This is a genomic window from Vibrio sp. A11, from assembly GCF_013048705.1.
Classification (GTDB): domain Bacteria; phylum Pseudomonadota; class Gammaproteobacteria; order Enterobacterales; family Vibrionaceae; genus Vibrio; species Vibrio metschnikovii.
The window spans coordinates 1-19339 of sequence record NZ_VHSI01000013.1 but is presented as its reverse complement, the minus strand read 5'-3'; the positions used below and the strand labels follow the sequence as shown (position 1 = coordinate 19339).

Sequence of the window (19339 nt, the reverse complement as noted above, 5' to 3'; positions counted from 1 at the left end):
ATGCTGGTGTAGGGTGGTTAATTTCACTCCTTGTGTTACAAAATAACGAAGCAAGGGTAGGCCATTTTATCGCTCAGCACCACGCTATATCCTGTGTATGGGTCTATTACGTTATGGTTAAAAGTAATGAAACAAGAGTACGCTCGCTTAGTAACACTGGCTGCCTGGACCGCCACCATTGTCGCCAGTGGTCTATTAATCGTTAAAATAGCCGCATGGTGGGTGACCGGATCGGTCAGCCTACTTGCCTCAGTAGTGGATTCTTTACTCGACATTGCCGCCTCTGTGGTTAATTTAATTGTCATACGTTATGCCCTGCAACCTGCCGATCGAGAACATACCTTTGGTCATGGTAAGGCCGAATCTTTAGCAGCCTTAGCGCAAGCGATGTTTATCTCCGGTTCAGCCTGTTTCTTACTCCTCAATGGCGTTGAGCGTTTTTTCCGTCCTCACGAACTTCAATCGCCAGAATACGGGATTTATGTCAGCGTGTTTGCCTTATTGGTGACCTTTGGCTTAGTCTCGTTTCAGCGTTATGTGGTCAAAAAAACCAACAGCCAAGCAATTGCCGCTGATTCTTTACATTACCAAACCGATTTATACATGAATGCGGCGATTATTTTGGCTCTGGGTTTTAGTTGGTTGGGTTTTAAACAAGCCGATGCGATTTTTGCTATTGGGATAGGCTTGTACATTTTATACAGTGCGATTGGCATGGCCTATCAGGCGGTGCAAACGCTGCTGGATAGAAAACTCCCTGATGACGAGCTAGCACAGATTAGGGTCGCCTGTTTGTCGGTCAATGGTGTGTTAGGGGTTCATCAATTGCGAACGCGCATGGCGGGGCCGGTAAGATTCATTCAATTGCATCTCGAATTAGATGATCATATTCCGCTGATTGAAGCCCATCGCATTTCTGATCAAGTTGAAGAAAAACTACGCCACCTATTTCCCGGTGCGGATGTGATTATTCACCAAGATCCTTACTCCGTAGTGTTTAATGTGGAACGTAAACAAAAATTATCGACGTGGTAAGGCAAAGTGCGCTCAACTTGACTATATTTCAGTCAGTTTAATTAAAAAACAGTATCCTGATATGAATCAACGAAGCGATAGGATAAAGCTGTAATACTCCTACATAAGTAATAAAGTTACAAAAAAACGCTCAAATAACAGTAGTATTCCTTATAGGGCGAGGTAACATAACGCACAATTTTGTTGCTTGTTTTGTCTGAATGAGCACAACTAAAAATGAGTTTTGAATTCTCAAAAAATCGAGGGTGAGCATGATTAAAAATATCGGTGTTTTGACAAGTGGTGGTGATGCGCCCGGCATGAACGCAGCGATTCGTGGCGTTGTTCGTACTGCATTAGGTGAAGGTTTAGGTGTCTATGGTATCTATGATGGTTATCTTGGACTCTATGAAGGGAACATTAAGCAACTGGATCGCTACAGCGTCTCTGATGTGATCAACAAAGGCGGTACCTTTTTAGGTTCAGCGCGTTTCCCTGAGTTTCGTAATGAAGAAGTGCGTTTAAAAGCGATTGAGAATTTAAAGCAGCACAATATTGATGCTTTAGTTGTGATCGGTGGTGATGGTTCTTACATGGGTGCGAAAAAGCTCACCGAAATGGGCTTCCCTTGCATTGGTTTACCAGGCACGATCGATAACGATATTGCGGGTACTGATTACACCATCGGTTATTTATCGGCGATTAATACCGTTATCGATGCGATCGACCGTTTGCGTGATACGTCTTCTTCACATCAGCGTATTTCCATTGTGGAAATCATGGGCCGTCACTGTGGTGATTTAACCCTGATGTCAGCGATTGCTGGTGGCTGTGAGTACATCATTACGCCGGAAACGGGTCTGGATATGCAGCAACTGATTTCTAATATCCAAGACGGGATCAAAAAAGGCAAAAAACACGCGATCATTGCGTTAACGGAACTGATGACCGACGCCAACCAGTTGGCAAAAGAAATTGAGAAATCAACCGGTCGTGAAACTCGTGCAACAGTACTGGGGCATATTCAACGTGGTGGTCGACCAACCGCATTTGACCGTATTTTAGCTTCACGCATGGGTAACTATGCGGTGCATATGTTGCTAGAAGGACATGGTGGTCGTTGCGTTGGTATCCAAAAAGAAGAACTGGTTCATCATGATATCATTGAAGCGATTGAAACCATGAAGCGTCCGGTGCGCCAAGATTTGTACAAAGTGGCTGAAGAGTTATTTTAAGAACGCGGGTTATTCAACCTGAGTGAAGAAAATAATCACCAATCAAAAAAGACCGCATTGCGGTCTTTTTTCTTCGTAACGTTGAATCGAGTACCATGCCTTAAAGGATCATCGGTAACACATCGCTATCTTTACGCTCTAAGTAATGGATGGATTTAATCCGTCGGATGGTTCGGCAGCGGCCACGGATCAACAGCGTTTCGGTCGTCGCGATATTACCTTGTCGGCTAATGCCTTCCAATAAATCGCCTTTGGTGATCCCCGTGGCTGAGAAAATGACATTATCACTGCGTGCCATATCATGGAGTGCCAGTACTTGGTTAGCTTGTACGCCCATTTGGGCACAGCGAGCCAACTCTTTGGCTCCCCAAATACGATTATCCTCACTATCGCCTTTGACTTGATGGCGCGCTAATAAGCGACCTTGCATATCGCCATCCAAGGCCCGAATCGCCGCGGCAGAAATCACCCCTTCAGGAGCACCACCAATACAGTACATAGCATCAACTTCGCTATCTGGCATGCAAGTAAGAATCGATGCGGCGACATCGCCATCCGGCACCGCAAAGACCCGTACACCCAGTTGCTGCATCTCGCGTATCACGGCATCATGACGCGGCTTCGCCAGAGTCACTACCGTCAGTTGGTGTAACGCTTTATCCAGTGCGGTGGCGATGGCCTGCAAGTTATCGGCTAATGGCTTATTTAAATCGATGCAGCCTTTGGCTCCAGGACCGACGACGAGTTTTTCCATGTACATGTCCGGTGCTTTGAGAAAACTGCCTTTTTCTCCCGCTGCCAATACCGCCAATGCATTGGATTGACCCATCGCGGTCATTCGTGTCCCTTCAATGGGATCGACAGCGATATCGACATCGTCACCACCTAAGCCGACCTGTTCCCCGATATAGAGCATCGGAGCTTGATCGATCTCTCCTTCACCAATAACAATTTCGCCATTGATTTCTGTCTTATTCAATAAAATCCGCATTACTTCTACCGCTGCGCCGTCAGCCGCGTTTTTATCACCTCGGCCAAGCCATTGGTAACCTGCCAGTGCAGCACCTTCGGTTACCCGAGAAAAAGCCATTGCTAAATCGCGTTTCATGCTTACTCCAACCACAAATTAAAGAGGATAAAAAAGTTGCGCGGATTCTAGCACATTCATAAGTAAACGTTTGCTATTTAGCGTTGCAAGCCTTGTAGTGGATCAAAACTTTGTCTTTTAAGGGCGCTTTAAGCGAGAGAAGTAAAGATAGCGTCAATTGCGTTGTTTTTTTGACCGAATAGCGAACAAGATCGAATATAGTAAGTGTTTCTCTGCGCATGGCTGAGTAGAATGGTTAAATAGAGTGAATTGAATTCATATCACGGAATAAACAAGGGTAAGTCACATGTCTTTTGAAGTACTAGAACAACTCGAAGCAAAAATTCAAACTGCGGTTGATACCATCGCCTTACTGCAAATGGAAGTGGAAGAGCTGAAAGAAGAGAAACAACAGCTCATGCAAGAAGCGGATGAATTAAAAGCCAGCCGTGCAGAGCTTGAGCAAAAAGCCCAAGAAATGGAACAAGAGCATGCAGCATGGCAAACGCGTATCCGTAGCCTGCTAGGTAAGATGGAAGAGGTTGAGTAATCTCTACCTACGCTGATTGCCAATAACGCCGAACTTTGTTCGGCGTTATTGTTATATACGTTGGTTAAGCCACTGCAATCGGGCGTACACCAAGGGTATGACAAAGCGCGTAGGTCATTTCGGCGCGGTTCAAGGTGTAGAAGTGAAAATCTTTTACCCCCTCGCGGCTCAGGACTCTAATCATATCAATAGCCTGACTCGCCCCAACTAATTGTCGAGTGACCGGATCATCATCTAATCCTGCAAACTGCTTGGCCATCCACTGCGGCACTTTAACGTGGTTTTGCGCGGCAAAGCGTGCAGCTTGTTTAAAGTTTGAAACGGGTAAAATACCGGGAATGATTTCGGCATCGATTCCGGCGGCAACGCAGCGATCTCGAAAGCGTAGATAGCTCTCAATATCAAAAAAGAACTGAGTGATGGCTCGGTTGGCTCCCGCTTCGACTTTACGTTTTAAATTGAGCAGATCGGCTTGGGCACTTTTCGCTTCTGGATGCACTTCGGGAAACGCGGCCACGGAAATATCAAAATCGTGGCGAGATTTGAGTAGAGCAACTAAGTCAGCGGCGTACATTTCCGGCTTGCCACCACCCGGTGGAATATCACCACGTAGGGCGACAATACTTTCAATGCCGTTGTGCCAGTAGTCATCGGCGATAGTGATTAATTCTTCGCGGCTGGCATCAATACAGGTCAGATGCGGGGCCGCGATCAATCCGGTTTGATCTTTGATGGTTTTAATGATCGAATGGGTTCTATCACGCTCACCAGAGTTTGCTCCGTAGGTCACGGAAACGAATTTGGGTTTGAGTTCTTTTAAGCGATGCACCGAGTTCCACAAGGTTTCTTCCATTTGCGGTGTACTCGGTGGAAAAAACTCAAACGAGACATTGATATCTGAAACTTCAGCGATGCTTTGATTTAAAGCGTCGATATGAGTGGCGTGCGTGTATCCCATTTTTCTCTCCCTGTGCTAACGACCACAACGCAAACACAACATTCCTTACGTATAGACGTCCATATGTCTACAGAATGTAATGAATCGATTTTAATGTCAACATTACTAGTATGAAGGTTTTTCATGTTGATGCTGAGTAAAATTCACAGATTTAACTGAAGAGAAATTGAGCGAGGCCGAAGCGTCTCTCCCTGTTGTAAAGGAGAGACGTGTTGAATGAGGAGCAGGCAAGCAGAGGTAAGGTGTGTTAATGCTCGCTCATAACAGGCTGGCGAGTCGGTTCAGATCCGATTGAATGGCGCCAGCGGTAACTTCACGTCCAGCTCCTGGACCGCGAATGACCAGAGGGTTATCTCGGTACCATTTGCTTTCAATGGCAAAAATATTATCGCAAGGGCGCAAGTTAGCCAGTGGGTGGTCGAGTTCTACGGCCTCTACGCCAACCGAGGCTTGGCCATTTTTCTCTAAGCGAGCGACATAACGGATCACCTTATGTTCTTTTTGGGCGCGAGCTAAGCGCTCAGCAAGACTTTGATTGAGCAGATGGCTTTGATCAAGAAAATCATCCAAAGATAAGTGACGCAGTGCCTCTGGCACCAAAGACTCGACCTTGACGTGTTGAGGTTCAATGTTCAGACCAGATTCCCTTGCCAGAATAACCAGTTTACGCATCACATCGGAACCATCGAGATCATGGCGTGGATCCGGTTCCGTCAGTCCTTGTTGCCAAGCTAACTCAACTAGTTCGCTAAATGGCGTCGAGCCGTCGTATTGTTGAAATAGCCACGATAGTGTACCCGAGAAAATTCCTGATAAAGCGGTGATATCATCGCCACTTTCACGCAGATCACGTACAGTATGATTAATGGGTAGGCCCGCTCCAACCGTAGCATTGTATAACCAATGACGGCCAATTTTACTGAAAGCGTGTTTGACTTGATGATAGTACTCACCCTCTGCCGATCCGGCGACTTTATTGGCACTGATCAAATGCAAACCATGCTGCGCCATCGCTAAATATTGCTGCGCTAAATGTTCGCTGGCCGTTACGTCTAAGACAATGGCCTCATCATAGTTACGCAGTTCACCGAGCTGTTGCAGCCAGCGCTGACCATCATTGGGTTGTGCTTCATCTTGATATCGAGCCGCAACTTGGCTTGGATTGATGCCAGCCTCATCAAACCAAAAGGTTTGGCTATCGATAATCGCGACTAATGAAAATTGCATGCCGTAGCGTTTTTCTAATTCGGTTTGCTGCTCAGCAAACAGCTTTAACCAACTGCTACCAATGTTACCTTTACCACAGAGCGCTAAGGCCACGCGTTTTTGGGCTTGAAACAGCTGCTTATGTAAGCCAATCACCCTTTCGGTTAACGTATTTTGTCTTAACACTGCCACTAAGCTGAGCTCGGATTCCGCTGTGCAGATAAACTCAACTGGGCAGGTTTTCAGTTGCTGGTAAAAACCGTGATTGTGCTGCGCGTTACGTGTTACACCTGCACCTACCGCGGCTAATAGTGAATAACCTTCTTTGAGTTTACTCTCTGTGGCGAGTGCTGAGTCCTGTAGATAACTGAATACATCACTGGCCATCTCTCGGGTATAGGCAAGACGAAGTTGATGTTGATCGGCTTGCACTTCAAAGGCCAATGGCTCCAGTTGGGCCCGTTTGAGGTGTGCTAATACCGTGTGCTGTAGGCGTTGGAAATCTTGTCCGGCGGCTAACGTCAATTCAATCAGCAGCACATCCTCCAAAGAGGTGATGATTTTTGCTCCTCGCCCAGAGGCGAGAATACGCTCAATGCGTGTCGATCCCGATTCTGGCTGGTGACTGGAGCGTAAATGCAGTTCCATGGTGCTGTGTACGACCGGCTGTAAAGTGCGGCTATGCAGCACGGGAGCTGCCAATCGAGCCAGTTCATTGGCTTCATCTAAGCGCAGCAGTGGCAATAAACAAGCGTCATCCACCACTCTTGGATCCGCACTATATACACCCGCGACATCACTCCAAATGGTGACTCGTTCAACGTCCGCTAAAGCGCCAATCATGGTTGCAGAATAATCGGAGCCATTACGCCCAAGCAGAACGGTTTCCATTGCGCTATTTTGTGCAATGAAGCCAGTAATGATGACGCGCTGCTGCGGGTGCTGAGCAAGAATCTCTTTGAGTAAAGGCGCGGAACGAGTGCGATCAACCTCAGGTTGTGGCCCAGTTTCGGCACGTAGGAAAGCACGTGCGTCTTGTGCAATAGCGGGTAATTGTTGCTGATTGAGTAGTGCTGCCAATAAGCGCGCCGACCATACCTCACCATGCGCCAGCACCGCGGATTGTTGGGCGTAGTTTAGTGGCGGGGTGAGTGCGGCCAGTTGTGAGCACTCTTGATTGAGCTGACTCATAAGATGGTCGGCGATATCGCCGTTCAGTAATTCCTCAATCAGTTGAGTTTGATACTGACGGATAGCTTGCAGTTGTTGATGTGCCGTTAGACTATCTTTTTCAATGTGACTGACAAAATCAATCAATTGATTGGTGGTTTTGCCAGCGGCAGAGACCACCACCAGATCGTGCTGCTGCGAATACTGCTGTAAAATATCCACCACATTTCGGTAGCAATCACCATCGGCTAGGCTACTACCGCCAAATTTATGTAACTGCTGCTTCATTAATTTTTTTCCTGTGCTTGATGAAAGGCTTGTTCAAGGTCAGCAATCAGATCGCAAGCCGCTTCCAATCCGACAGAGAGGCGCAGCAGTTGTTGGCCGACGCCAGCTTCGGCAAGGGCAATCTCCCCCATAGCCCGATGAGTCATTGAGGCGGGATGGCAAATTAAGCTTTCGACGCCACCTAACGATTCCGCTAGCGAAAACAGACCTAATGCACCGACAAAGTGTTTGAGTTGTTCAAAGGTGCCTGCAAATTCAAAACTGAGCATGGCACCAAAGCCACTTTGTTGCTGTTTCGCAATCTCATGGCCGGGATGGCTGACCAAGCTAGGGTGATAAATTTGCCCAACCAGAGGTTGAGTTTGTAGGTAAGCGAGTACTTGTTGTGCGCTCTCTTCGTGAACGCGCATCCGGGCTGATAAAGTTCGTAAGCCACGCAAGGTCATATAACTATCAAACGGTGTGCCGGTTGAACCAAGGCAATTTCCCCACCACGCTAATAGTTCGCCATGCTCGGCTATGCGGCTGATGATGACGCCACCAATCACATCAGAATGCCCATTGAGGTACTTGGTGGTGGAGTGAATGACAAAATCCGCCCCTAAGGAGATAGGTTGCTGATAAATAGGAGTTAAAAACGTATTGTCTACGGCGACTAACGTATTGGCTGCTTTGGCTTGTTGGCAGAGCTGCTGAATATCGACCACTCGTACTAAAGGGTTAGAAGGGGTTTCAATCAGCAGCAGTTTGGGCTTGAGCGCTAACGCCTCACTCACCGCAGTCGGATCCGATTGATCAATAAACAAGACTTTGAAATCGCCTTTTTTCGCTCGTGAGTTGAGCAGTCGATAGGTACCGCCATAACAGTCATGAGGAGCGACAATCCACTCTTGAGGAGACAAAAAGGTCGAAATCCACAGATTGATAGCCGAGGTTCCACAGTTGGTGACAATCGCCGCTTGCCCCCCTTCGAGATCCGCTAGGGTTTGTTCAAGTAAGCTACGGTTTGGGTTACCAGAGCGGGTGTAATCATAGGTAGGCACTTCACCGAAGGCAGGAAAGCCAAAGTTAGTCGATAGATAGATCGGTGGTACCACCGCATGATATTGGCTGTCCGATTCTATTCCTGTGCGAACCGCAATGGTGGCGGGTTGGCGAGTGGTCATAGTGGCTTCCTTTCTGAATCTACAATAAATGGGCTAACGGCAGAGGGGATCTCATCGTCAATAGAGTCACACTTTACTGATCAAAAAAGAAGACGTCAACACATCTAGATGTCTATATGTCTTTGCTTATGGCGGTAAATCCCGCTAAAATTAGGGACTTTGATTAGTAGACTCAAATTCACACAACGAAGGTGCGCAATGGCAGACTGGAATGGCGATTATATTAGCCCCTACGCGGAGCATGGTAAAAAGAGTGAGCAGGTAAAAAAAATCACGGTATCCATTCCGTTGAAGGTGCTCAAAGTGCTTACTGATGAAAGAACTCGCCGACAAATCAACAATTTACGTCACGCTACCAACAGTGAATTATTGTGTGAAGCTTTTCTGCATGCGTATACGGGACAGCCGTTACCGACCGATGAGGATTTACGTAAAGACAGGCCGGATGATATTCCAAGTGAAGCTAAAGCCTTGATGACCGCAATGGGTATTGAGTTTGAAGCGTACGATGACTGAATGATGCCCATAAAAAAACCTAGCCACGCTAGGTTTTTTTAGATCAAGGGTCGCTATAAGGTCATCATTAACGACTATTTTCTGCCATATAATTTTCTGGCATGTCGATACGGGCAACACCTGACTCGACGGCGGCTTGAGCGACCGCTTTGGCGACTCGTGGTAGTAAGCGTGGGTCCATTGGTTTTGGAATAATATAATCAGTACCATAGCTAAGCTTTTCAACCCCAGCCGCTTTGAGTACTTCACTTGGGATCGGCTCTTTGGCTAATTGACGAATTGCATCGACAGCGGCAAGTTTCATTGCATCATTAATTTCGCTGGCGCGAACGTCCAATGCACCACGGAAAATAAATGGGAAACACAGCACATTATTCACTTGGTTAGGGTAATCGCTGCGCCCAGTACCGAGGATTAAATCGTTTCTCACCTGATGAGCCAATTCAGGTTTAATTTCCGGATCGGGGTTGGAGCAAGCAAAAACAACGGGTTTATCGGCCATTAATGCCAGGGCTTCTGGTGGTAATAAATTCGGGCCAGAAACCCCAAGGAATAAATCGGCACCGGCAATCACATCTTCCAAAGTGCGCTTATCGGTATTGTTGGCAAACAATTGTTTGTATTCGTTTAAATCGTCACGGCGGGTATGAATGACGCCTTGGCGATCCAGCATGTAAATTTTTTCACGCATCGCCCCGCATTTAATCAACAGTTCCATACAAGCGACCGCTGCGGCGCCCGCACCCAGACAAACAATAATACATTCATTGAGTTGTTTGCCTTGCAGCTCAATCGCGTTGAGCATTCCTGCGGCCGTTACAATCGCGGTGCCGTGTTGATCATCATGGAAGACAGGGATATCACAGCGCTCGATGAGGCGGCGTTCAATTTCAAAGCAATCTGGCGCTTTAATATCTTCTAAATTGATCCCGCCAAAGGTGTCGGCGATGTTGGCAACGGTATCGACAAACTCATCGATAGTACGATGTTTGACTTCGATGTCGATCGAATCAAGACCAGCAAAGCGTTTAAAGAGTAGCGCTTTACCTTCCATTACCGGCTTTGATGCCATCGGACCAAGATTACCTAAACCAAGAATTGCGGTGCCATTCGAAATGACGGCAACCGTATTGCCTTTGGCGGTGTACTTGTACACGTTATCAGGCTGTTGGGCGATTTCACGTACCGGTTCTGCCACGCCTGGGCTATAGGCAAGCGCAAGGTCACTGGCTGAATCAGCCGGCTTGGTTAAGGCAATGCCAATTTTACCTGGAGTCGGTAGTGCATGGTAATCAAGAGCGCGTTGGCGAAATGCTTCTTGTGGCGAGAGGTCTTGGCGATGATCATCAGACATAGGGGGGGCTTCTCTTATAATGTTATCAACGAAACTATGATTCTAAAGGATGTCGATTGAGCTGCCTAGGTGGGATTGCGATCACAAACCATCAAATCGGTAAGATGAAGACTGATAAGACCAGCTGAGCGTCAAATAAGACAAAGCAGAGAGCAATAACATGAACACATAAAAAAAGAACGCCGGAGCGTTCTCTTTTAATAATCTTCGCGTGAAGTAAGGATTACTTCTTGCTGGATAGAGCACCGAAACGCTTGTTGAAGCGGTCAACGCGGCCACCGGTATCAACGATACGTTGCTTACCAGTGTAGAATGGGTGGCATTTGTCACATACGTCAAGGTAGATGCTTTCTTTAGCAAGCGTTGACTTAAATGTGAAAGCATTGCCGCAAGAGCAAGTTGCGCTGACTTCTTTGTATTCTGGGTGGATACCAGCTTTCATGGGATAACCTCAAATGTAGGCCGCGTCGCTATCCGGATCAATGCCGGACACCACACGTAATGTTAATGATAATATGCAGATGCTAAACCGATTTGCCAAGCATCTTTAAGGCGCGATATATTAATGAATCCACGCCATGGGATCAACTGCTTTCGGCGCTATTTTCACCACTTTTGTTGGTCGAATTTCTGGTTGTCATCCAGTAGACTGTGTTTTCTGCTCCTTTTTATTGCTAACGGATGGTTATGCGCCCCACTATTGCTCGTGTTGCTTTACCGGTTCCTCTTGATAAATCCTTCGATTATTTGATTGCTGACGGTGTGTGTCCTGTGGTTGGCGGACGGGTTTCGGTTCCGTTTGGTCGCCAAACCTTAGTGGGGATTGTCATTGCTCTCGTGTCTGAATCCGATTTTCCTTTGCATCAATTGAAATCGCTGCATGCGGTATTAGATACACAGCCGTTATGGCCAGAAACACTCTATGGGTTATTGCAGTGGTGCAGTCAATATTACCATTACCCTCTGGGAGAAACCCTAGCTAACGCGATGCCAAGTGCGTTGCGTAAAGGCAAAGTGGCGCAATTTGCGGTGACTAAGGAGTGGCGACTGACTGAGCAAGGGCACAATCAACTACTCCAAGGCTTTGGTCGTGCCATCAAGCAGGCCAAGGTTATGCAGTTATTGCAAGCGGGGCCCGTTTCTCATCAGACCATGTTGGATGAAGCGGTATCAAGTAGCACGCTAAATACTCTGCTTGATAAGCAATGGATAGAAGTGCTTGAGCAAGCTCCGCAGATCGTACCTTGGCCTTCTGATGTTGAAGCTCGGGTTGATAAACCGAAATTAAACCCAGAGCAGGCGATTGCGATTGCGACGGTGAACAGTCAGCCGGGCTTTGGATGCTACTTGTTGCAAGGCGTCACGGGGTCAGGTAAGACCGAAGTATACTTAAATTTGATCAAGCCTGTTTTGGAACAAGGCAAACAAGCCTTAGTGTTAGTGCCAGAAATTGGCTTGACGCCACAAACGATTCAACGTTTTCGTCAACGTTTTACCGTGCCCGTGGTCGTGATTCACTCGGGATTAAATGACACGGAGCGTCTTAATGCTTGGTTAGCAGCACGGGATAAAGCGGCGGGGATTATTATTGGTACTCGTTCGGCCTTATTGACCCCTTTTGCTGATCTCGGGATTATTATTGTTGATGAAGAACATGATACTTCTTATAAGCAGCAAGATAGCTTGCGTTATCACGCGCGCGATGTTGCGGTCATGCGAGCCAATCTTGAGCAAGTGGCGATTGTCCTCGGCTCGGCAACTCCGGCTTTAGAAACGCTGCATAATGCGTTGAGTGGAAAATATTATCATCTGCAACTGACTGAGCGAGCGGGGCACGCCGTGCCCACGAAAAATCGAGTGCTGGATATTAAAGGTGAGTATTTAGAGAGCGGACTCTCTGCGCCGTTGATAGCCGAAATGCGTCGTCATTTACAGCAAGGCAATCAAGTCTTGTTGTTTCTTAATCGACGTGGTTTTTCTCCCGCCTTGATGTGCCATGAATGTGGTTGGATTGCCGATTGTCAGCGCTGTGATGCTTATTACACCTATCATCAACACAGTAACGAGGTCCGTTGTCATCATTGTGGCTCGCAACGTCCGGTTATTCAGCACTGTCAAAGTTGTGGCTCACATCAATTAGTGACCGTTGGCGTTGGGACTGAGCAACTTGAGCAGCAGCTTGCTCAGTTATTTTCTGATTATCGCACCATTCGTATTGATCGAGACAGCACTAGGCGTAAAGGCAGTTTAGAAGCCGCGTTGACCGCTATCCACAATAATCAGTATCAAATTTTGATTGGTACGCAAATGTTGGCCAAAGGGCACCATTTTCCCAATGTAACCTTAGTCGCGCTGTTGGATGTGGATGGTTCTTTGTACAGCAGTGATTTTCGTGCCCCAGAGCGCTTGGCACAGTTATTCATTCAAGTTGCTGGCCGCGCGGGAAGGGCAAGTAAGCCTGGGGAAGTGGTTTTGCAAACTCATCATCCTGAGCACAGCTTATTACAAGCGCTACTGCATAAGGGATACGATCATTTTGCTCGAACCGCTCTGGCTGAGCGGCACGTCGCTCAACTTCCGCCCTACACCTATTTAACGCTGTTTCGCGCTGAAGCGAATCAATCATCGGTGGTAGAAACCTTCTTAAGGCAAGTTCGGCAAACCTTACAAGTGCATCCGTTGTTTGATCAAGCCTGCGTGGTACTTGGGCCAACGCCAGCACCATTGGCTAAGCGAGCGGGTAAGCACCGTTGGCAACTGTTACTACAAACCCCTTCACGTAGCACGATGCAGGCGATATTAACCAGTTCAAAAACGGCTATTCAGTTGTTGCCTTTAGCCAATAAAGTGCGTTGGTCTTTGGATATTGAGCCGCAAGATTTGAGTTAAATCTCTCCCCTCACTCGCTTGATGCTTATTGAAAGTAGGGCTGACTGAGCGCTGTTTTTTAGGGGTTCTAAATAGCAGTGAGTTTTATTTGCGCAACTAAAATCACTTGCTGTGATCGATGTCATATTTGTAATGCAAAAAATGTTACTTAAGCCGTAACTTTCTCTATGGAAAGAAATAAACTAGGGGCACTATACGTTCAGTGAATCGTTTTCGTCGACCATGTTATGACTTTACGACGAAGGGAGTCGTTTTACCGACAACGTTTATTCGGCTTAGGTATTGAGAGAAAATAGAGAGGGTTAAAAATTTATGGCGACAATGAAGGACGTTGCCCAGTTGGCAGGTGTCTCTACCGCGACGGTATCTCGTGCGTTGATGAATCCTGAGAAAGTATCCACCACCACTCGTAAACGAGTGGAAGAAGCGGTACTTGAAGCTGGCTACTCCCCCAACTCTTTAGCGCGAAATCTGCGCCGTAATGAATCAAAAACCATTGTGGTGATCGTGCCCGATATTTGTGACCCTTATTACACCGAGATCATTCGTGGTATCGAAGATGTGGCGATGGAGCATGGGTATTTGGTGCTGCTGGGTGACAGTGGTCAACAAAAGAAGCGTGAAAGCTCGTTTGTGAACCTAGTCTTCACCAAGCAAGCCGACGGTATGTTATTGCTTGGTGCTGATCTGCCGTTTGATGTCAGTAAAGCGGAACAGAAAAATCTGCCACCGATGGTGATGGCCTGTGAATATGCCCCGGAGTTAGAACTGCCGACGGTACATATTGATAACCTTACCTCAGCATTTGAGGCGGTGAACTACCTCACTCAGATGGGACATAAAAAAATTGCTCAAATCAGCGGGCCAGTAGGTGCTGTGTTGTGTGAATTTCGTCAGCAAGGTTACCAGCAAGCACTGCGTAGAGCTGGATTGGTGAAAAATCCAACCTATACCGTTGTTGGTGACTTCTCTTTTGAATCCGGTGCTAAAGCGGTACGACAGTTATTAGCACTGTCTGAGCCACCAAGTGCGATTTTTTGTCATAATGACGCGATGGCGATTGGGGCAATGCAAGAGGCGAAACGCTTAGGTTTACGAGTTCCGCAAGATTTATCCGTTGTGGGGTTTGATGATATTCAGTTTGCTCAGTATTGCGATCCACCGTTAACGACGATTTGCCAGCCACGCTATGAAATTGGCCGACAAACGATGTTGATGATGCTTGAATTACTGCGAGGTCGAGATGTTCAGGCTGGATCACGGTTGTTAGAAACTCATCTGGTAGTGAGATCCAGCGCCGCGCCGCCAAGGTAAATATTGCCCTGACTGAGCGGGTTTGCAGAAGATAACCAGCGTTGCTTACATATTGACGCTGTTATCCGACGGCAAACTCCTTTACCATGGAGCTACAATTGTCAGCGTTTGAATTGAATCGTGGCTAATAAAGATTATGTAAGAAGGGGTCGTAGTCCAAAGAAGCCGACCGCAAAAACAACAACGCGCCGAAAACCTTGGCGCAGTGGATTGATCGCGTTAATCCTCCTCAGTGGGTTTGTTTATGGATTGTATTGGCTAAACCAGAAACCTGAGCCGCCCGCACCACCAGTCAAAACCGTTTCTCCGGTTAAACCTGCGACGCCACCTGCGCGAGTGATCCCGCCACCACCGACGGAAAAGTGGGACTATGTGCAGAGTCTGCCTCAGCGTGAAATTGAAGTCACCGCTAAAGAGCAGCAACTGTCGGAGATCCCGTACATCATGCAGTGTGGGGCATTTAAAACCTTGCAACAAGCGGAAGCGCGTAAGGTCGAGATTGCTTTTCAAGGGCTGAAGAGCAACATCCGCAAAACTGAAAATAGCAGTTGGTTTCGAGTGGTGTTAGGACCATATCCATTAAAACGAGATGCTGAGCGAGATCGCCACCGTTTACAACGCGCTAAAATTGAGCCTTGTGCGATATGGAAAGAATCACAATAAACAGAATTTAGGCGATTCAACCTTTCAAGATGGCTAACGAGTCACTTTCTCTCGCTCTTCTTCGTAAGAGGAGAGAAAACGGCCGCGTTGGCCTTTTTTCTGCATTCCGTTTCTCCTTACCTTGAAATCGTTTTTCCGCATCCTCATATACCTTAAACACCCTAGTGAAATAATAAAGAGGTCCTCACGTGACTACCATTGTATCTGTACGTCGTGATAATAAAGTTGTGATTGCCGGAGACGGCCAAGTCTCGCTTGGCAATACCGTAATGAAGGGTAATGCGCGCAAGGTTCGTCGTTTATACAACAATAAAGTTCTGGCCGGATTCGCTGGTGGTACCGCAGATGCCTTCACGCTATTCGAGCGTTTTGAAAGTAAGTTGCAAATGCACCAAGGTCATTTGACCAAAGCAGCGGTTGAGCTTGCGAAAGATTGGCGTAGTGATCGTGCTTTGCGTCGTTTGGAAGCGATTTTAGCGGTTGCTGATGAAACCACATCGTTGATCATTACTGGTAATGGCGATGTGGTGCAGCCAGAACACGATCTGATTGCGATTGGTTCTGGTGGTAATTATGCTCAAGCCGCAGCACTCGCGTTGTTGGAAAACACTCAATTAGACGCGCGTGAAATTGCTGAAAAAGCGTTAAATATTGCTGGCAATATTTGTGTATTTACCAACCACCATCACACCATTGAAGAACTAGAAATACCAGCCGCATTATTGCCTGAAAAGAACGCATAATCTGGTGTGAACTCTGTACTGAATGTAAGGAATTGATGATGTCTGAAATGACGCCTCGTGAAATTGTTCACGAACTAAACCGCCATATTATCGGTCAAGAGAAAGCCAAACGTGCTGTAGCGATTGCATTACGTAACCGCTGGCGCCGTATGCAACTTGAAGAAAGTTTACGGGTCGAAGTGACACCGAAAAACATTCTGATGATCGGCCCAACAGGGGTGGGTAAAACAGAAATTGCTCGCCGCTTAGCTAAGCTAGCCAATGCACCGTTTATCAAAGTAGAAGCGACGAAATTTACCGAAGTGGGTTATGTTGGTAAAGAAGTCGAAAGTATTATCCGTGATTTGACCGATGTGGCGGTTAAATTAACCCATCAACAGGCGATGGAAAAGGTTAAGTTTCGTGCTGAAGAATTGGCCGAAGAAAGGGTACTTGACGCCCTTTTGCCTCCTGCGCGCGATGCGTGGGGAGAGTCAGAAAAAACCGAGCAGTCATCGACCACTCGCCAAGTGTTTCGTAAAAAACTTCGTGAAGGCCAGTTAGACGACAAAGAGATTGAAATTAACGTTGCCGTACCGCAAATGGGCGTTGAGATTATGGCTCCTCCAGGTATGGAAGAGATGACCAATCAGCTGCAAGGGTTGTTTCAAAATCTCGCAGGTGATACCAAGAAAAAGCGTAAACTGAAAATCAAAGAAGCGTTAAAAGCCTTGGTTGAAGAAGAAGCGGCGAAACTGGTTAATCAAGAAGAGTTGAAAGAGCAAGCTATTTACAACGTTGAGAACAACGGCATCGTGTTTATCGATGAAATTGATAAAATTTGTAAGCGTGGTGAAAGCTCTGGTCCGGATGTGTCTCGTGAAGGGGTACAGCGTGATTTATTACCACTGATTGAAGGAAGTACCGTTTCAACTAAGCACGGTATGGTAAGAACCGATCATATTTTGTTTATCGCTTCGGGTGCCTTCCAAGTGGCTAAACCTTCGGATTTAATTCCAGAGCTGCAAGGTCGTTTACCGATTCGTGTTGAGTTAGAAGCGTTATCGAGTCATGATTTCAAACGTATTCTTACCGAACCGAAAGCGTCTTTAACTGAGCAATATATCGCGTTGATGAAGACCGAACAGGTCGATATCAGCTTTACTGAAGATGGCATTAAACAAATTGCCGAAGCCGCGTGGCAAGTCAATGAAAGCACAGAAAATATTGGTGCACGACGTTTGCATACGGTGATGGAGCGTTTGATGGATGAGATCTCTTATGAAGCGACAGAGCGCCCGGGTAGTCAAATGGTCATCGATGGCGACTATGTACGTGGCCGTCTCAGTGAATTGGTGGAAGACGAGGATCTTAGCCGCTTTATCTTATAAATTACTAGCCCACCGCACTGGTGGGCTTTTTTATCGCCCTCGTTTGCGCGTATACTCAGCGCACTGTTTTGTCATTGCTATTTATTATGAATAACTCTTTACGTATTTGGGTCGATGCGGCGCGACCGAAAACTCTCCCTCTTGCCTTGGTCTCTATTCTTACGGGGAGTGTACTGGCGTTTTCTGTCGGTTCGTGGTCTTGGCCAGTCACCGGTTTAGCGTTACTGACCGCAACTTTATTGCAAATTCTTTCCAATTTAGCCAATGACTACGGTGATGCGCTGAAAGGGACGGATAACGAACAGCGTCTTGGACCGATGCGGGCGATTCAATCAGGCGCGGTTTCATTAGCCGATATGAAACAAGCGATGATCATTAACGTGCTATTAACGATCGTCTCTGGATTAGCCTTGGTTTTTTATGCGTTAGACAGTGCCCAAAGTATTGCTGCCTTTTTGGCGCTGGGCGTAGTCGCCATTCTCGCTGCGATTGCCTATACCGTTGGCAATAAACCCTATGGCTATGTGGGGTTGGGGGATTTATCCGTCTTCATCTTTTTCGGTTTACTTGGTGTCTCTGGCAGTTATTTTTTACATACAGGCCAGATCGAATGGCGGTTGTTATTGCCCTCTGTTGGTTGTGGGTTATTAGCGGTATCGGTGCTCAATATTAATAATATGCGAGATATTGAAAACGATGCCTTATGTGGTAAACGTACGGTAGTGGTACGTTTAGGGCAGCAGCGTGCCAAGGTGTATCATCTGTTGTTATTAGCCGGGGCCCTATGTGCCTTTGCCAGTTACTTATTGATTCAAGACCGCTCAGCTTGGCTTAGCGCTCCTTTTTTGTTCAGCCTGATGGTATTGATTAATCATGGGCGAGCCGTGTATCGAACTTCGCAACCGGTACAGATGGCGCCTTTGTTACCCAATGCAGTTAAATGCGCTTTAGTTACCAATGTATTGTTTATTTCGGTCGTCATCGCTCAAACAATCCTACGTTAATTTGCGTTCTGTCATTGCATTGACTTACTGACACTATATACTCGTGGGATAATGGTTCGTTAAGAGAGTAAAGCTATGGAATACAACACCTCTGCGCTGTGCGATATCTATCTCGAGCAAGTCGATGTACTAGAACCGATGTTCAGTAACTTTGGAGGCCGAGCATCCTTTGCTGGTCAAGTGACGACCATTAAATGTTTTGAAGACAATGGGTTGATTCGCGAAACTCTTGAACAAGACGGTGTCGGCCGAGTGCTGTTGATCGATGGTGGTGGTTCGTTACGTCGAGCGCTGATTGATGCCGAGCTCGCTGCGATTGCTGAAGAAAACGAGTGGGAAGGCATTGTCGTTTATGGCTGCGTTCGAGAAGTCGATGAACTGGAAGAGATGAGCGTGGGTATTCAAGCGCTGGCTTCTATTCCTGTTGGCGCGGTGTCACTGGGTATCGGTGAAATTGATGTTGCGGTGAACTTTGGTGGGGTAACCTTCCTACCTGAAGATTATCTCTACGCCGATAACACAGGGGTGATTTTATCACCTGAGCCGTTAAACGTCGATTTAGACGTTGAAGACGACGAGCTCGAAGAGATCTAACTTTCGCGCGCCGATTGGATAATCTGAAGCAGAACCGAAGTCAAAAGCTTCGGTTTTTTGTTGCCATAAAACTTGTCTTGGTATCTAGTTTACCTGAACTCTGGATAAGAAACTGAGCTGGCAGAGGAACTAATTGCTCGTTCCCCGATCTGATCATTCGACCAAAAGGAACAGATACCTCCAAGGAAAGAGCATGGACAAATTAATTGAAACCTTCT

General features: G+C 46.9%; 17 protein-coding genes. 11 read left to right on the top strand and 6 right to left on the bottom strand.

Annotation, left to right across the window (positions count from 1 at the left end):
* Positions 1 to 126 precede the first annotated feature (126 nt).
* The gene (fieF, locus tag FKQ60_RS13230) at positions 127 to 1035 is read left to right on the top strand and encodes a CDF family cation-efflux transporter FieF (protein WP_170906632.1); all 909 of its coding nucleotides are present in this window, start codon (positions 127 to 129) and stop codon (positions 1033 to 1035) included.
* 251 nt (positions 1036 to 1286) lie between these two features.
* Positions 1287 to 2249 (top strand): 6-phosphofructokinase, encoded by a 963-nt coding sequence (pfkA, locus tag FKQ60_RS13225; RefSeq protein WP_004394430.1) that lies wholly within the window; start codon positions 1287 to 1289, stop codon positions 2247 to 2249.
* A gap of 100 nt (positions 2250 to 2349) precedes the next feature.
* On the opposite strand, the gene glpX is transcribed toward pfkA, so the two are convergent.
* On the bottom strand, positions 2350 to 3357 hold the full coding sequence (glpX, locus tag FKQ60_RS13220) for a class II fructose-bisphosphatase (RefSeq protein WP_158138984.1): 1008 nt from the start codon (positions 3355 to 3357) through the stop codon (positions 2350 to 2352).
* 286 nt (positions 3358 to 3643) lie between these two features.
* On the opposite strand from glpX, the gene zapB reads away from it, so the two are divergent.
* Positions 3644 to 3886: a cell division protein ZapB gene (gene zapB, locus FKQ60_RS13215; protein WP_154169956.1), complete on the top strand. Its 243-nt coding sequence runs from the start codon at positions 3644 to 3646 to the stop codon at positions 3884 to 3886.
* 64 nt (positions 3887 to 3950) lie between these two features.
* Here zapB and metF read toward each other — a convergent pair whose 3' ends face one another.
* The 3 genes from metF to FKQ60_RS13200 form a co-directional block, all read right to left on the bottom strand.
* Entirely contained in the window at positions 3951 to 4844 is an 894-nt protein-coding gene (metF, locus tag FKQ60_RS13210) for a methylenetetrahydrofolate reductase (RefSeq protein WP_170906631.1), read from the bottom strand.
* A 258-nt stretch (positions 4845 to 5102) separates the two neighbouring features.
* Positions 5103 to 7508, bottom strand: coding sequence for a bifunctional aspartate kinase/homoserine dehydrogenase II (locus FKQ60_RS13205; protein ID WP_170906630.1), 2406 nt, complete (start codon positions 7506 to 7508; stop codon positions 5103 to 5105).
* Positions 7508 to 8674, bottom strand: a complete 1167-nt coding sequence (locus FKQ60_RS13200) for an O-succinylhomoserine (thiol)-lyase (protein ID WP_161438960.1) — start codon at positions 8672 to 8674, stop codon at positions 7508 to 7510. The genes FKQ60_RS13205 and FKQ60_RS13200 overlap by 1 nt, the downstream gene beginning before the upstream one ends.
* A 198-nt stretch (positions 8675 to 8872) precedes the next feature.
* Between FKQ60_RS13200 and metJ the strand changes: the two genes are divergently transcribed.
* A complete protein-coding gene (gene metJ / locus FKQ60_RS13195) occupies positions 8873 to 9190 on the top strand; it encodes a met regulon transcriptional regulator MetJ (RefSeq protein WP_040903918.1) in 318 nt (105 codons plus the stop codon).
* Between the two features lie 67 nt (positions 9191 to 9257).
* Here the strand turns inward: metJ and FKQ60_RS13190 are convergent, their stop codons facing one another.
* Together FKQ60_RS13190 and rpmE are read right to left on the bottom strand one after the other, a co-directional pair.
* Positions 9258 to 10544, bottom strand: a complete 1287-nt coding sequence (locus tag FKQ60_RS13190; RefSeq protein WP_004394440.1) for a malic enzyme-like NAD(P)-binding protein — start codon at positions 10542 to 10544, stop codon at positions 9258 to 9260.
* A gap of 223 nt (positions 10545 to 10767) precedes the next feature.
* Positions 10768 to 10986, bottom strand: coding sequence for a 50S ribosomal protein L31 (rpmE, locus tag FKQ60_RS13185; RefSeq protein ID WP_004394441.1), 219 nt, complete (start codon positions 10984 to 10986; stop codon positions 10768 to 10770).
* Between the two features lie 245 nt (positions 10987 to 11231).
* Here rpmE and priA point away from each other — a divergent pair, with 245 nt between their 5' ends.
* The 7 genes from priA to rraA all read left to right on the top strand — a co-directional run bounded on the left by priA (position 11232) and on the right by rraA (position 19121).
* Positions 11232 to 13433 (top strand): primosomal protein N', encoded by a 2202-nt coding sequence (gene priA / locus FKQ60_RS13180; RefSeq protein ID WP_170906629.1) that lies wholly within the window; start codon positions 11232 to 11234, stop codon positions 13431 to 13433.
* Positions 13434 to 13745: 312 nt separating this feature from the next.
* Positions 13746 to 14747: a DNA-binding transcriptional regulator CytR gene (cytR, locus tag FKQ60_RS13175; RefSeq protein WP_004394443.1), complete on the top strand. Its 1002-nt coding sequence runs from the start codon at positions 13746 to 13748 to the stop codon at positions 14745 to 14747.
* A 120-nt stretch (positions 14748 to 14867) separates the two neighbouring features.
* On the top strand, positions 14868 to 15410 hold the full coding sequence (locus tag FKQ60_RS13170; protein WP_040903920.1) for an SPOR domain-containing protein: 543 nt from the start codon (positions 14868 to 14870) through the stop codon (positions 15408 to 15410).
* A gap of 188 nt (positions 15411 to 15598) precedes the next feature.
* Complete coding sequence (hslV, locus tag FKQ60_RS13165) at positions 15599 to 16153, top strand: ATP-dependent protease subunit HslV (RefSeq protein WP_004394445.1); 555 nt, start codon at positions 15599 to 15601, stop codon at positions 16151 to 16153.
* A 38-nt stretch (positions 16154 to 16191) separates the two neighbouring features.
* A complete protein-coding gene (gene hslU, locus FKQ60_RS13160) occupies positions 16192 to 17523 on the top strand; it encodes an HslU--HslV peptidase ATPase subunit (RefSeq protein ID WP_154170728.1) in 1332 nt (443 codons plus the stop codon).
* An 86-nt stretch (positions 17524 to 17609) separates the two neighbouring features.
* Positions 17610 to 18527: a 1,4-dihydroxy-2-naphthoate polyprenyltransferase gene (locus tag FKQ60_RS13155; RefSeq protein WP_158138979.1), complete on the top strand. Its 918-nt coding sequence runs from the start codon at positions 17610 to 17612 to the stop codon at positions 18525 to 18527.
* Positions 18528 to 18602: 75 nt separating this feature from the next.
* The gene (gene rraA / locus FKQ60_RS13150; protein ID WP_154169966.1) at positions 18603 to 19121 is read left to right on the top strand and encodes a ribonuclease E activity regulator RraA; all 519 of its coding nucleotides are present in this window, start codon (positions 18603 to 18605) and stop codon (positions 19119 to 19121) included.
* Positions 19122 to 19339 lie beyond the last annotated feature (218 nt).

What these genes read in the sequence shown, in the direction of transcription:
- fieF (WP_170906632.1), top strand. Translation starts at nt 127, where the DNA reads ATGAAACAAGAGTACGCTCGCTTAGTAACACTGGCTGCCTGGACCGCC.
- pfkA (WP_004394430.1), top strand. Translation starts at nt 1,287, where the DNA reads ATGATTAAAAATATCGGTGTTTTGACAAGTGGTGGTGATGCGCCCGGC.
- glpX (WP_158138984.1), bottom strand. Translation starts at nt 3,357, where the DNA reads ATGAAACGCGATTTAGCAATGGCTTTTTCTCGGGTAACCGAAGGTGCT.
- zapB (WP_154169956.1), top strand. Translation starts at nt 3,644, where the DNA reads ATGTCTTTTGAAGTACTAGAACAACTCGAAGCAAAAATTCAAACTGCG.
- metF (WP_170906631.1), bottom strand. Translation starts at nt 4,844, where the DNA reads ATGGGATACACGCACGCCACTCATATCGACGCTTTAAATCAAAGCATC.
- FKQ60_RS13205 (WP_170906630.1), bottom strand. Translation starts at nt 7,508, where the DNA reads ATGAAGCAGCAGTTACATAAATTTGGCGGTAGTAGCCTAGCCGATGGT.
- FKQ60_RS13200 (WP_161438960.1), bottom strand. Translation starts at nt 8,674, where the DNA reads ATGACCACTCGCCAACCCGCCACCATTGCGGTTCGCACAGGAATAGAA.
- metJ (WP_040903918.1), top strand. Translation starts at nt 8,873, where the DNA reads ATGGCAGACTGGAATGGCGATTATATTAGCCCCTACGCGGAGCATGGT.
- FKQ60_RS13190 (WP_004394440.1), bottom strand. Translation starts at nt 10,544, where the DNA reads ATGTCTGATGATCATCGCCAAGACCTCTCGCCACAAGAAGCATTTCGC.
- rpmE (WP_004394441.1), bottom strand. Translation starts at nt 10,986, where the DNA reads ATGAAAGCTGGTATCCACCCAGAATACAAAGAAGTCAGCGCAACTTGC.
- priA (WP_170906629.1), top strand. Translation starts at nt 11,232, where the DNA reads ATGCGCCCCACTATTGCTCGTGTTGCTTTACCGGTTCCTCTTGATAAA.
- cytR (WP_004394443.1), top strand. Translation starts at nt 13,746, where the DNA reads ATGGCGACAATGAAGGACGTTGCCCAGTTGGCAGGTGTCTCTACCGCG.
- hslU (WP_154170728.1), top strand. Translation starts at nt 16,192, where the DNA reads ATGTCTGAAATGACGCCTCGTGAAATTGTTCACGAACTAAACCGCCAT.
- FKQ60_RS13155 (WP_158138979.1), top strand. Translation starts at nt 17,610, where the DNA reads ATGAATAACTCTTTACGTATTTGGGTCGATGCGGCGCGACCGAAAACT.
- rraA (WP_154169966.1), top strand. Translation starts at nt 18,603, where the DNA reads ATGGAATACAACACCTCTGCGCTGTGCGATATCTATCTCGAGCAAGTC.